This is a genomic window from Pseudomonas sp. FFUP_PS_473, assembly GCF_002858665.1.
GTDB lineage: Bacteria > Pseudomonadota > Gammaproteobacteria > Pseudomonadales > Pseudomonadaceae > Aquipseudomonas > Aquipseudomonas defluvii.
Window position 1 is genome coordinate 101,081 of record NZ_PJQQ01000009.1, and the last position, 12,621, is coordinate 113,701.

General features: G+C 60.3%; 11 protein-coding genes. 8 read left to right on the plus strand and 3 right to left on the minus strand.

Annotated elements, in window-relative coordinates; all coding sequences use genetic code 11:
* Positions 1 to 301 precede the first annotated feature (301 nt).
* From CYD26_RS08480 to CYD26_RS08505, 6 genes are all read left to right on the plus strand, one after another.
* Positions 302 to 1,438: a branched-chain amino acid ABC transporter substrate-binding protein gene (locus CYD26_RS08480; RefSeq protein ID WP_102052368.1), complete on the plus strand. Its 1,137-nt coding sequence runs from the start codon at positions 302 to 304 to the stop codon at positions 1,436 to 1,438.
* Between the two features lie 164 nt (positions 1,439 to 1,602).
* Positions 1,603 to 2,517, plus strand: a complete 915-nt coding sequence (locus CYD26_RS08485) for a branched-chain amino acid ABC transporter permease LivH (RefSeq protein ID WP_065757902.1) — start codon at positions 1,603 to 1,605, stop codon at positions 2,515 to 2,517.
* 2 nt (positions 2,518 to 2,519) lie between these two features.
* Entirely contained in the window at positions 2,520 to 3,803 is a 1,284-nt protein-coding gene (livM, locus tag CYD26_RS08490; RefSeq protein WP_065757903.1) for a high-affinity branched-chain amino acid ABC transporter permease LivM, read from the plus strand.
* A complete protein-coding gene (locus CYD26_RS08495) occupies positions 3,800 to 4,675 on the plus strand; it encodes an ATP-binding cassette domain-containing protein (RefSeq protein ID WP_065757904.1) in 876 nt (291 codons plus the stop codon). The genes livM and CYD26_RS08495 overlap by 4 nt, the downstream gene beginning before the upstream one ends.
* Positions 4,672 to 5,388: an ABC transporter ATP-binding protein gene (locus tag CYD26_RS08500; protein ID WP_065757905.1), complete on the plus strand. Its 717-nt coding sequence runs from the start codon at positions 4,672 to 4,674 to the stop codon at positions 5,386 to 5,388. Before CYD26_RS08495 ends, CYD26_RS08500 begins: the two co-directional genes overlap by 4 nt.
* Positions 5,389 to 6,081: 693 nt before the next feature.
* Entirely contained in the window at positions 6,082 to 6,849 is a 768-nt protein-coding gene (locus CYD26_RS08505) for an SDR family oxidoreductase (protein ID WP_065757906.1), read from the plus strand.
* Between the two features lie 70 nt (positions 6,850 to 6,919).
* Here CYD26_RS08505 and CYD26_RS08510 read toward each other — a convergent pair whose 3' ends face one another.
* The 3 genes from CYD26_RS08510 to CYD26_RS08520 form a co-directional block, all read right to left on the minus strand.
* Positions 6,920 to 8,029, minus strand: a complete 1,110-nt coding sequence (locus tag CYD26_RS08510) for an AGE family epimerase/isomerase (RefSeq protein WP_083199730.1) — start codon at positions 8,027 to 8,029, stop codon at positions 6,920 to 6,922.
* A gap of 71 nt (positions 8,030 to 8,100) precedes the next feature.
* Positions 8,101 to 8,733 carry a TetR family transcriptional regulator gene (locus CYD26_RS08515; protein ID WP_102052369.1) on the minus strand — a complete coding sequence of 211 codons (633 nt, stop codon included), beginning with the start codon at positions 8,731 to 8,733 and terminating at the stop codon, positions 8,101 to 8,103.
* Between the two features lie 135 nt (positions 8,734 to 8,868).
* Positions 8,869 to 9,225 (minus strand): hypothetical protein, encoded by a 357-nt coding sequence (locus CYD26_RS08520; RefSeq protein WP_065757908.1) that lies wholly within the window; start codon positions 9,223 to 9,225, stop codon positions 8,869 to 8,871.
* A gap of 339 nt (positions 9,226 to 9,564) precedes the next feature.
* On the opposite strand from CYD26_RS08520, the gene CYD26_RS08525 reads away from it, so the two are divergent.
* Both CYD26_RS08525 and CYD26_RS08530 read left to right on the plus strand, forming a co-directional pair.
* On the plus strand, positions 9,565 to 11,625 hold the full coding sequence (locus tag CYD26_RS08525) for an AsmA family protein (RefSeq protein ID WP_102052370.1): 2,061 nt from the start codon (positions 9,565 to 9,567) through the stop codon (positions 11,623 to 11,625).
* Positions 11,626 to 11,697: 72 nt separating this feature from the next.
* Complete coding sequence (locus CYD26_RS08530) at positions 11,698 to 12,588, plus strand: triacylglycerol lipase (protein WP_065757910.1); 891 nt, start codon at positions 11,698 to 11,700, stop codon at positions 12,586 to 12,588.
* Positions 12,589 to 12,621 lie beyond the last annotated feature (33 nt).

Here is a 12,621-nt window from a genome sequence, read left to right on the forward strand (position 1 = left end):
GTTGTAGCAGTCGCGCACCAAGAATGTGCAGTTCGGTTACGCATGCTGTAACAGGTTGGTTGCACGTAACCCAAAACGGCGGTTGCAATGATGGCACTTGCAGGTTGCCCTTTTTCTGGGTTTCAGGTGGCGCCAAAGCGGATGTAGACGGTTGCACGGCCTGTAAAAAAAGGCCGCAAATCCGCAGCCTTTGCTTTGCACGTGAGTTTTTTCGGAATGTAAAACCGATGGCACGGCCCTTGCTCATAGCTAGTGCTGAAAGTTGTAGTGCCAACCAAAAAAACTCTAGGAGCACCACCTCATGTCGCAGACGTTTTACAAGAAAGGCTTCTTGGCCCTTGCCGTTGCTACGGCGCTGGGTGTTTCTTCGTATGTTCAGGCCGACATCAAGATCGGCGTAGCGGGCCCGATGACCGGTGCCAACGCGGCGTTTGGTGAGCAGTACATGAAAGGTGCCCAGGCGGCAGCGGACGAGATCAACGCCAAGGGTGGGGTCAACGGCGAAAAAATCGTGCTGGTGAAGGGCGATGACGCGTGCGAACCGAAACAGGCCGTGGCTGTCGCCAACCGCCTGGTCGATCAGGACAAGGTGGCGGGCGTCGTTGGGCACTTCTGCTCGTCTTCGACCATTCCTGCGTCCGAGGTGTATGACGAAGCAGGTGTGATTGCAATCACCCCAGGTTCCACCAACCCGCAGGTGACCGAGCGCGGCCTCGGTGCGATGTTCCGCATGTGCGGCCGTGATGACCAGCAGGGCATTGTCGCGGGTGATTACATCGTTGACGTGCTCAAGGGCAAGAAGGTTGTCGTGCTGCACGACAAGGACACCTACGGTCAGGGTCTGGCTGACGCAACGAAGGCCCAACTGGAGAAACGTGGCGTGAAGCCTGTGCTGTACGAGGGCCTGACCCGTGGCGAGAAAGACTTCAGCGCCGTGGTCACCAAGATCCGTGCTGCGGGAGCCGACGTGGTTTACTTCGGTGGCCTGCACCCAGAGGCTGGCCCACTGGTTCGGCAGATGCGTGAACAAGGTCTGAAAGACGTGAAGTTCATGTCCGATGACGGCATCGTGACCGACGAACTGGTGACCACCGCTGGCGGCCCACAGTACGTCGATGGCGTGTACATGACCTTCGGTGCCGACCCGCGCCTGCTGCCAGACAGCAAGACGGTGGTCGATGCCTTCCGCAAGGCCGGCACCGAACCTGAAGGCTACACCCTGTACGCCTATGCCTCGGTCCAGGCCCTGGCCGCCGGTTTCAACGGCGCCAAGTCGAACAAGGGTGAAGACGCCGCCAAGTGGCTGAAGGCCAACCCGGTCAAAACCGTCATGGGCGAGAAGACCTGGGACGCCAAAGGCGACCTGAAAGTCTCCGACTATGTGGTCTACCAGTGGGACAAGGACGGCAAGTACCACCAGCTGGAAAAACAAAAATAACACCGGCTTCCGGCCTGGGCCGCAGTGGCTGCCCGGGCCGTTACCCGCTTGATTGCCGTACCTGTCTTTTCTCGTAGATCTGCACAACTGCGCTGCGAGGGTCGCTTCATCCAGGGCCCACCGTAGTCGGCGCTTGTGCAATCTCAAATACGTGAGATTGCGTTATGGATGGTATTTTTCTGCAGCAACTGATCAATGGACTGACCCTCGGGTCTGTCTATGGTCTGATCGCCATCGGCTACACAATGGTCTATGGCATTATCGGCATGATCAACTTCGCGCACGGCGAGGTGTATATGATCTCCGCTTACCTGGCGGCGATCAGTCTGGCATTGCTGGCGTACTTCGGTATCGAATCCTTCCCGCTGCTGATGCTCGGGACGCTGATCTTCACGGTTGTGGTCACCGGTGTTTACGGTTGGACCATCGAGCGCATTGCCTACAAACCCCTGCGTAACTCCACCCGTCTGGCGCCCTTGATCAGTGCCATCGGGATCTCGCTGATCCTGCAGAACTATGCACAGATCAGTCAGGGTGCGCGTCAGCAAGGTGTGCCGACGCTGCTCGAAGGTGCCTGGCGCCTGGAAGTGGGCAGTGGTTTCGTGCAGTTGACCTACACCAAGATCTTCATTCTGGTGGCCGCCTTCGTGGGTATGGCGCTGCTCACCTATATCATCAAGTTCACCAAGTTGGGGCGCATGTGCCGTGCGACTCAGCAGGATCGCAAGATGGCCTCGATCCTGGGGATCAACACTGACCGGGTGATCTCCTACGTGTTCATCATCGGCGCCGTCATGGCTGCACTGGCTGGCGTGCTGATTACCATGAACTACGGCACCTTCGACTTCTATGCCGGCTTCATCATTGGCATCAAGGCATTCACCGCAGCGGTACTTGGCGGCATCGGCTCGCTGCCTGGGGCCATGCTCGGCGGAATCATTCTGGGTATCTCCGAGTCGCTGTTCTCTGGCTTGATCAACTCCGACTACAAGGATGTGTTCAGTTTCTCGCTGCTGGTGATGATCCTGATCTTCCGTCCCCAAGGCCTGCTGGGTCGCCCACTCGTGGCGAAGGTGTAAGTATGTCTGCTGCCAATAACTCTGCTATCGATATCAAGCGCAGCCTGATCGACGCGATTCTCGCCGGGCTGATTTCCCTGATCGTCTTCGGGCCCATCGTCGGTGTGGTACTGGACGGTTACAGCTTCAACCTTGAGCCCACCCGTGTCGCCTGGCTGGTGGCCGGTGTCATGGCCGGGCGTTTCCTGCTCAGCCTGTTCCTGCAGACCGAGAAGGGCCTGAGCATCCTGCAAGGCTTCGAGGGCGGGGGTTCCGGTGTACATGTGCTGGCGCCGGACTACAAATCGCGGTTGCGCTGGATCATTCCAATGCTGATCGTGATTGCCATCGTCTTCCCGTTCTTTGCCAACAAGTACCTGCTGACCGTGGTCATCCTCGGCCTGATCTACGTGTTGCTCGGGCTGGGCCTGAACATCGTGGTCGGCCTGGCCGGGCTGCTCGACCTGGGTTACGTGGCGTTCTATGCCATCGGCGCCTACGGCCTTGCGCTGGGCTATCAGTACCTGGGCCTGGGCTTCTGGACAGTGCTGCCGCTGGCAGCGATTGCTGCTGCGATGGCCGGTTGCATACTGGGCTTCCCGGTGTTGCGAATGCATGGCGACTACCTGGCCATCGTGACCCTGGGTTTCGGTGAGATCATCCGTCTGGTGCTGAACAACTGGTTGTCGTTCACCGGCGGCCCGAACGGCATGCCCGTGCCATCGCCGACCTTCATGGGCCTGGAGTTCGGCCGTCGGGCCAAGGACGGTGGGGTGCCATTCCACGAATTCTTCGGCATCGATTACAACCCCAACGTGAAGTTCCTGTTTATCTACATCGTGCTGTTCATCGTTGTGATGGCCGTGCTGTACATCAAGCACCGTCTGACCCGCATGCCGGTCGGCCGTGCCTGGGAAGCGCTGCGCGAAGACGAGATCGCCTGCCGCTCGATGGGCCTCAACCATGTGCTGGTCAAGCTCTCGGCATTTACCCTGGGGGCCTCGACTGCAGGCCTTGCCGGTGTGTTCTTCGCCAGCTATCAGGGCTTCGTCAACCCTTCGTCGTTCACCTTCTTCGAGTCGGCGTTGATCCTCGCCATTGTTGTACTGGGCGGTATGGGTTCGACGGTTGGTGTGGTCATTGCAGCCTTTGTCCTGACCGTGGCACCTGAACTGTTGCGCAGCTTCTCCGAGTACCGGGTGCTGCTGTTCGGCGTGCTGATGGTGTTGATGATGATCTGGCGACCGCGTGGGCTGATCCGCATCAGCCGTACCGGTGTGACCCCGCGTAAAGGAGTGGCGCCATGAGCGACGACGTTATTCTCTCGGTCGATAACCTGATGATGCAGTTTGGCGGTATCAAGGCGCTCAGTGATGTCAGCCTGAAGGTCAAACGCAATGACATTTTCGCCCTGATCGGCCCTAACGGTGCAGGCAAGACCACGGTGTTCAACTGCCTCACCGGCTTCTACAAGGCCAGCGGCGGCAAGATTGAGCTGAACCTGCGTGGCAGCCGTACCAACGTGATCCAGCTGTTGGGTGAGCGCTTTCAGGTGGCGGACTTCTTCTCGCCCAAGCGCTTTGCCAACCGGCTGTTCTACAAGATGTTTGGCGGTACCCACCTGGTGAACCGTGCCGGCCTGGCGCGTACATTCCAGAACATTCGCCTGTTCAAGGAAATGTCGGTGGTGGAGAACCTGCTGGTTGCCCAGCATATGTGGGTAAACCGTAACCTGCTGTCTGGGGTGCTCAACACCAAGGCCTACCGCAAAGCCGAGAGTGATGCGCTGGATCATGCGTTCTACTGGTTGGAAGTGGTCGATCTGGTGGATTGCGCCAACCGTCTGGCCGGCGAATTGTCCTATGGCCAGCAACGGCGCCTCGAAATTGCCCGCGCCATGTGTACCCGACCACAGATCATTTGCCTGGATGAGCCTGCCGCGGGCCTCAACCCGCAGGAAACCGAGGCACTGAGCAAGATGATTCGGGTGCTGCGCGATGAGCATGACCTGACCGTCGTGCTGATTGAGCATGACATGGGCATGGTCATGAGCATCTCCGACCATATCGTGGTGCTCGACCACGGCAACGTCATCGCTGAGGGCGCGCCTCAGGATATTCGCCACAACCCGACGGTAATTGCCGCCTACCTGGGTGCTGATGAAGAGGAGCTGGTATGAGCGCACCCATTCTCGAACTGAAAGAACTCGATGTGTTCTACGGGCCGATCCAGGCGCTGAAGAAAGTCTCGATGCACATCAATGAGGGGGAGACCGTCAGCCTGATCGGCTCTAACGGGGCCGGTAAATCGACCCTGCTGATGTCGATCTTTGGCCAGCCACGGGCGGCCAGCGGGCAGATCATCTACCGCGGTACCGACATCACCCACAAGTCGTCCCACTACATTGCGTCCAACGGCATTGCGCAGTCGCCGGAAGGGCGTCGGGTGTTCCCCGACATGTCGGTGGAAGAGAACCTGATGATGGGTACCATCCCCATTGGCGACAAGTACGCCAGTGAAGACATGGAGCGCATGTTCGAGCTGTTTCCCCGGCTGAAAGAACGGCGTAACCAGCGTGCCATGACCATGTCCGGTGGTGAGCAGCAGATGCTTGCTATTGCCCGTGCCTTGATGAGCCGACCGAAGCTGCTGTTGCTTGATGAGCCGTCGTTGGGGCTGGCGCCGATTGTGGTCAAGCAGATCTTTGCCACCCTGCGTGAGCTGGCCAACACCGGCATGACCATCTTCCTGGTCGAGCAGAACGCCAACCATGCGTTGAAGCTCTCGGACCGGGCTTATGTGATGGTGAACGGGCAGATTCGCATGACCGGTACGGGTCAGGAGCTGCTGGTCAACGAGGATGTGCGAAACGCCTATCTCGGCGGGCATTGATTGCCGCTTGGCAAAACGCCCCGGTATCCCCGGGGCGTTTTGCTGTCTGCTGATAATGTGGACAAGTCATTGGCGGTTGTGCACAGCACGTGACATCGGGTCGCTGCAGTTGGCCGCAGTTCAAGATGGATGAGTTGTCCACGTTTCGTGTGGAAGCGGCTGTGGGTAACTTGGTAGCAGGTGTCTACACCCCACGTATTACAAGGCGTTTAGAGCTTTGGTCGTTTTTTGATCAGCCTTTTTAAAGTGTTACTCAATAGCATTTGTCAAGGATTTTGTCCTACTGAAATTGCGCCTGAAAAGAGCTGGAAAGCCTGTGGATAACTCTGTGAGTAAGCACTGGAAAGACTGACGCGACCGGCAGAACTACAGGCTTGGCGCCATCGCCGTGCTTTTCGCGGATTGTCTCGCGGGTCAACTCGCAGGCGGGGCGTCAAGGAAAATACTTTCTGTTGAGCCTTTGCACGTTGTTCACAGCTGTTCAGCGATGCTGAAAGTTGCCCCCAGAGTGTGTGGAAGGGGCTGTGGATAAGGTGCGTAAAACACGCGCCAGGCCCTCTGGGACGGTACTTTTGCGTGATTGCTCGTTTTTTGTACAGGCGTAGAATCGACTTGCTGCCCTGAGGCTGGGCGGGCATGCTGCAAACCCTGCCGCCCGCCTGCCTGTGGGCAAGTCAACTCAAGGAGAATCGCATGACTTCCACCGTTTTCATCACTGGCGCTACGTCGGGGTTTGGCGAAGCCTGTGCGCGCCGCTTTGCCGAAGCGGGTTGGTCGCTGGTGCTGACCGGTCGCCGCCAGGAGCGTCTCGATGCCCTGTGCGCTGAGCTGTCGAAACAGACCGAGGTGTTGGGCCTGGTGCTGGACGTTCGTGATCGTAAGGCCATGGAACAGGCCATTGCCAACCTGCCGCCGTCGTTCGCCACGCTGCGTGGGCTGATCAACAATGCGGGCCTGGCGCTGGGCGCCGACCCGGCGCCGACGTGCGATCTGGATGACTGGGACACCATGGTCGACACCAACATCAAGGGGCTGATGTACAGCACCCGTTTGTTGCTGCCGCGACTGATCGCCCATGGTCGTGGTGCGACCATCCTCAACGTCGGTTCCGTGGCGGGTAACTACCCTTATCCCGGTAGCCACGTGTATGGCGGCACCAAGGCGTTTGTTGGGCAGTTCTCCCTGAGCCTGCGCTGTGACCTGCAAGGCACAGGCGTGCGGGTTACCAACATCGAGCCGGGGTTGTGTGAGAGTGAGTTCTCGCTGGTGCGTTTCGGTGGCGATCAGGCGCGTTATGACGCCACTTATGCAGGGGCGGAGCCGATCCAGCCTCAGGACATCGCCGAGACCATTTTCTGGATCATGAATCAGCCGGCCCACATCAACATCAACAGCCTGGAGCTGATGCCGGTGAGCCAGGCATGGGCAGGGTTCTCGATCGATCGTTCCGGCAAGGCCTGAAGGGCCTGATCGCGGGCAAGCCCGCTCCCACAGGTGTCAGTAGAGCATGCCTGTGGGTGCCGCGATCGCGTCAGATCTGACGCTGGAGTCCTTCCAGGCAGGTCGCCAGATGATAAGGCGTGGTCGAAGGCATATCGTTGCGGCTGACCTCGCCGCTGGCATCTCGGCACTCGTACCAGCCGCCCGCATGCAGGAAGTGCGCTTGCAGCGCTTTCAGCTGCGCCAGCACCTTGGCCTCGGCCCCTGGCCGCAAGGCAAGCGCCCGCAGGTATTCCGCCTGGGCCCAGATACGCTGGGTAGCGTCGCGCACCTCGCCTTGGGGGCTGAGCATCGCCAGCACCGCCCCGGCCGTCACGCCATACTGCTCGGCATAGTCGAACGCCCGCTCCAGTGAGTGGTGCAGCGCGCTGCCACGCAGCAAAGGCGATGACGCCAGCAGGTAGTACCACTCGAACTGATGGCCTGGCTCGAACCAGTTATCCACAGCTGCGCGCGGTTTTTCCAGCATGACCCCGTGTTCAGGGTCGATGAAGTGGGCCTGCATTGCCTCGGCCAAGGCTTCCAGCGCCTGCTGTACGGCTGTGTCCTTGCGGATGCTCAGGGTCGCCAGAAACGCCTCGGCCAGATGCATCAGCGGGTTTTGCAGTGGGCCGCTGTCCAGGCTCGACCAGTCTTCGGCCAGGCTGGCTTCGTACAAGCCGTCATCGCGGCTGAAGTGTTCACTGACCACGCTCAGGGCCGCGTTGAGGGTCGACTCCACCAGCGGCTCGCGGACTTTGCCCCAGTAGTGGGCGCAGGCGAAGATGATGAAGGCGTGGGTATACAGGTCCTTGCGACGGTCGAGCGGCGCGCCCTGGGCGTCGATGCTGTAGAACCAGCCACCATGCTCGGCATCGTGGAAATGCCGTTGCAACGAGCGAAACAGCGCGGCGGCGTGTTCACGGGCGCCTGGCTGCTCGATACGGCTGGCGAACAGGTACAACTGTCGGGCGCAGGCCATGGCGCGGTAGCGTTGCACGGGCAGTGGTTGGTGCTCTGGGCTCAAGGCCTCGAAGGGCAAGGCCATCTGTGCGTTCCAGCCCGGACCTTGCCAGAGTGGCACGATGCGCTGGGCGAAGTGCTGCTGGAGGTCAGTCAGCAGGGCGGGCAGTTCGGGCTGGGCATTGCGCAGGTCGGGCATGGGTCTAAATCGTCGCGGCAGGTGCGTTTGCGCGCATGGTAGCAGGAAACCGTGGCCGGCTTCTGCTGTGCTCACTCTGGCGTGCCAAGCCCTTGCCAATGCTTGGCGCCAATGAAGATGAAGCGCAGTTGCTGGATGATCTTGGCCTCGGGGGTCAGGTGGTGTTCCAGCGGTTCGGCGGGAGGGTCGATCAGTTCCGGCAGGGTGGCGAACACGGTCTTGACCACCAGGTCGGCAAGGACAGCCAGTGCGGCGGCATCCAGATGGTGCCAGCGCGGCATCAGCGCCAGGTCGGCCGCGAGGTCCGAACTGATGCCTTCGCGCAAGGTGGCAATGGCCTGGCGAACCGTTTGCGAGCCGCCGTACTGCTCACGGGCAAGGAAGAGAAATTGCGCACGATTGGCGGCCACGATATCCAGGAAAATGCGCACCGACGCATCGGTGATGCCACCGAGTTCGAATTCATTCTGTCGGACCAGACGAATGCTCTGGCGGAAGGTTTCATCCACCTCGCAGACCAATGCCAGGCCCAGTTCATCCATATCGCTGAAGTGCCGGTAGAAACCGGTCGGGACAATGCCGGCGCTTTTGGCGACTTCACGCAGGCTGAGGCTGCCAAAGCCGCGTCCGCTCTCCATCAGTTGGCGAGCCGCATCAAGGAGGGCATGGCGAGTCAGTTGCTTTTGTTCGGCGCGCGGCAGCATGGGACGTGTCGATCCGCAAATTAAACGGCCCTGCACTGTATTGCCTTGGCCCGGAAAAACAAAGCCCGGTTCAAATGACCGGGCCAGGAGGGGAGGTGTTCGCGCGTTTGGTGATCTTGTTGTTCGGCATAGGCATCAGCTCACGCGCTGGTTTCTTTCGATGAGGCGATCAGCACCCCCCTCGGCGACGCGCTCACGCTGCAGCAGGCGGTCGGCGCCGCCTTCGGCAACACGGTTGCGTTCGATCAGGCGGTCGGCGCCGCCCTCGGCAACACGGTTGCGTTCGATCAGGCGGTCGGCGCCGCCCTCGGCAACGCGGTTACGTTCGAGCAGACGGTCCGCGCCACCTTCGGCAAGGGTATCCAGAGGTTGGCTGATCACGGCGCTGCTGGAGCGTGCTTCGGCGGACGGGGCTTGTTCAACTGCCGGCAGTGCAAACGCGTTGGCAGCCAGAAGGGATAAAGACAGGCTAAGCAGCAATGGGTGTTTCATGGGATGGCGCTCCTTGAAAGGATTGGAAAGTGAGTACGGCGCCAATGCTACTCCCGGAAATCAGATGGAAAAGTGCATAAAGCTAATGGTAACAATCAACAGGATTGATAGTTCTCCGCGCCCCCTCTAGCCCGTGCGTTTCCAGCCATGCTGCAACGGCAGAGTGGCCTGCTGCGTCGCGTTGCAAACGGACGTACGGCGTGAAGTTGGCAGCCGGGTCAGAAAAAAACGCCGTTATCATGCACGCCGGATTAAACCCCTGCGTATTTCGTCGGTCCCAATCCAAGAGTGCTATCAAAGCGCCCGCTTTTTGCCATGCAGTGACTGGAGAATTGTGCAATGACGCGCCCTGCCAAACTATTTTCCTGGGTCTTCGCCAGCCTGTTTCTGGTGTTGACCGCGTTGGCCGTGTTCATCGCCACGTTCGACTGGAACCGAATCAAACCGATGCTCAGTGCCAGGGTTTCCGAAGCCCTGAATCGACCGTTTGCAATCAATGGCAATCTGGCCGTTCGCTGGCAGCGTGATGCCGATCAGGAGGGCTGGCATGCCTGGGTGCCCACCCCTCATGTCCTTGCCGAAGACCTGAGCCTGGGCAATCCGCACTGGTTGGCGGGCACTCAAATGGTCGGCCTCAAGCGTGTCGAATTTCGCCTGTCGTTGTTGCCACTGCTGGTTCGCCAGGTGGTCATCCCGCGTATTGACCTGAAGCAGCCGACCGCCAGCCTCAAGCGCTTGGCCAACGGGCGCGCGAACTGGACCTTTGAGCGGGCCAACACGGTCGAGCAGGACGAGCCTTCTGCGTGGACGCTGGAGATCGGGACCATTGGCTTCGACAAGGGGCAGGTACGCCTGGACGATCAGACCCTCAAGACTCAACTGAACCTGGTGATCGACCCACTGGGTAAGCCTATCCCTTTCAGTGACATCGTCGGTCAGGCGTCAGCGCAGAAGACCGCCACGCAGGACTATGCATTCGGGTTCAAGGTCGAGGGCCTTTATCACGGCCAGCCATTGACCGGGCATGGCAAAGTCGGGGGGCTGCTGGCTCTTCAAGACGTGCGCCAGCCGTTTCCGCTGCAGGCGGATCTGCGTAGCGGCGACACCCATGTCACCCTTGCTGGCACATTGACGGATCCGCGTAACCTTGGCGCGCTTGACGTGCGTTTGCGTCTTGCCGGGGCGAGTCTGGCCAACCTGTACCCGTTGACCGGGGTGACCTTGCCCGATTCCCCCGGCTATTCAACCGACGGCCATTTGACCGCCAAGTTGCGTGAGCCGGGTGGTGCAGTGTTCCGTTATGAGGGCTTCAACGGCACGATCGGTGAGAGCGACATTCACGGTGATCTGACCTTTGTTGCCCGTCAGCCACGGCCCAAGCTCAGTGGTGCGCTGGTGTCCAATCAGGTGCTGTTCAAGGACCTGGCACCGCTGATCGGTGCCGATTCCAATAGCGCGCAGAAGGCCCGCGGCGGCGCCAGTGCGCAACCCGCCGGTAAGGTACTGCCAGTGGAGGCATTCCGTACCGAGCGCTGGCGGGCAATGGATGCCGACGTGAGCTTTAGCGGCAAGCGCATTGAACACGGTGCGAGGCTCCCTTTCAGCGACCTGTCGACCCACGTCCTGCTCGACGATGGCGTGTTGAGCCTTGAACCGCTGCGCTTTGGCGTGGCCGGTGGCTCCCTGCGGCTCAAGGTGCATCTCGATGGCCGCACGGAGCCAATGCAAGGCAGCGCTCAGCTCAGTGCCCGCAACCTCCAGCTGAAAGCGTTGTTCCCGGGCTTCGAACCCCTGCAGACCAGTTTTGGTGAATTGAACGGGGATGCTGACCTGAGCGGGCGCGGCAACTCGGTGGCGGCCCTGCTGGGCACTGCCAATGGTGAACTGAAGATGCTCATCAACGATGGTGCGATCAGCCGTGACTTGATGGAAATCGCCGGCCTCAACGTTGGCAACTATGTGATCGGCAAGTTGTTTGGCGACAAGGAAGTGAAGATCAACTGCGCTGCCGCCGATGTCGGGATCAAGGAGGGGCTGGCCACAAGCCGGTTGTTTGTCTTCGACACCGAGACTGCGATCATCAATATCGAGGGGACGGCCAACCTGGCCGAGGAGCAATTGGACCTGGACATCGACCCTCAGTCCAAGGGCGTGAGGTTGTTGTCGTTGCGCTCGCCGCTGTATGTGCGCGGGCCGTTCGCCAAGCCGAGTGCCGGGGTGCAGGCCGTGCCGTTGATGCTGCGCGGTGCCGGTCTGGTCGCGCTGGGGGTGGCGGTTGCCCCGGCAGCGGGCTTGCTGGCGTTGGTCGCTCCCAGTGGTGATCAGCCCAACCAATGCACGCCTCTGCTGGCGCAGATGCAAGCGGGCAAGACTGACGAGATCACGTTTTCGGCCCCTTAGGGGACTCGATTGCGGTTGTCGTTGCCGGGGTTGTAATGTGGAGGCCTGTGCACAGATCAGGAGCCTGATGCGATGTCGCAACCGCTTGCCACACGTTATCCACTGGTGCTGGTGCCGGGCATGTTTGGTTTTGTGCGCCTGCTGCTCTACCCCTACTGGTTTGGCATTGTTCCAGCGCTGCGCCAGGGGGGCGCCACCGTATTTGCAGTGCCCGTCTCGCCCCTGCACGCCAGTGAGGTCCAGGGTGAGCAACTGTTACAGCACATCGACGCGATTCGGCGCCAGACGGGCGCGGAAAAGGTCAACTTGCTGGGCCATAGCCAGGGTGCGCTGAGTGCGCGTTATGTGGCGGCCAAACGCCCGGAATGGGTGGCCTCGGTGACATCGATTGCCGGGCCCAATCACGGCTCGGAACTGGCCGATCACCTGCACGCGCGCTATCCCGTCGGCTCCGTCAGGGCGCGGCTGCTCAAGGTTACCCTGCACGTCTGCGGGGTGTTGATCGTATGGCTGGAAACCGGTTGGCGCGGTCCTCGGCTACCGATTGATGTACACGCCGCGCACCATTCACTGACCACGGCTGGCGTTGCACTGTTCAATCAGCAGTATCCCCAAGGGTTGCCGGACACCTGGGGCGGGCACGGGCCGTCCTCGGTAAATGGCGTGCGCTACTACTCCTGGTCCGGCACGCTGCAGCCAGGGTTCACCGATCAAGGCTTGAACCGCTTCGATGGCAGTAACCGTTTCTGCCGTCTGTTCGCCCGAGCCTTTGTGCGCGAGGCGGGGCAGTGTGACGGTATGGTCGGGCGCTACAGCTCGCACCTGGGCGAAGTCATTCGTGACGATTACCCGTTCGACCACCTGGACATCGTCAATCAGTCGCTCGGCGCAGTCGGCAAGGGTGCTGAACCCGTGCGGTTGTTCAGTGAGCATGCGGCGCGCCTGAAAGCGGCAGGGATGTAACTTCGGCCCTTGGCTGGACGCAAGCGTGTAAAA